Annotated in this window: 1 pseudogene; it reads left to right on the forward strand. The window is 74.0% G+C overall.

The window, feature by feature from the left end:
• A pseudogene (locus DSY14_RS28180) lies at positions 1–430 on the forward strand (cell wall protein); the annotation flags it as partial.

Genomic DNA, 430 nt, shown 5'->3' on the forward strand with positions numbered 1-430 from the left:
CCGCCCACCCCCGCACCACCACCGTGAACCGGACCCAGGGGCTCGCCCCCGAGGGCGACACCGTCACGGTCTCCGGGATCGGGCACACCCCCGGCACCGGCATCGAGATCACCACGCGGGCCGTTCCCGCCGAGGTGACCCGGGACGACGAGGTCGACGGAGCCGCCGTCCTCGACACCGACAACACCGTCGCCACCGAGGTGGACGAGCGCGGCCTGTTCAGCGTCACGCTCGACACCGGTGTCGGCTTCGCCGCCGAGGCGGGCCTGGACACCGACGAGGACCCCTTCGAGATCGTCGTCCTCGACGTGCGGGCCGACGGTTCCGACGCGCCCTCGGAACCGGCCCGTCCCGAGGAGGACGAGGGGACGGACGGGACCGACGGGTCGGCCGACTCCCCCGGTGACGACGATCTGATCGCCTCCCCCGG

The organism is Nocardiopsis sp. MG754419 (assembly GCF_018207095.1).
GTDB lineage: Bacteria > Actinomycetota > Actinomycetes > Streptosporangiales > Streptosporangiaceae > Nocardiopsis.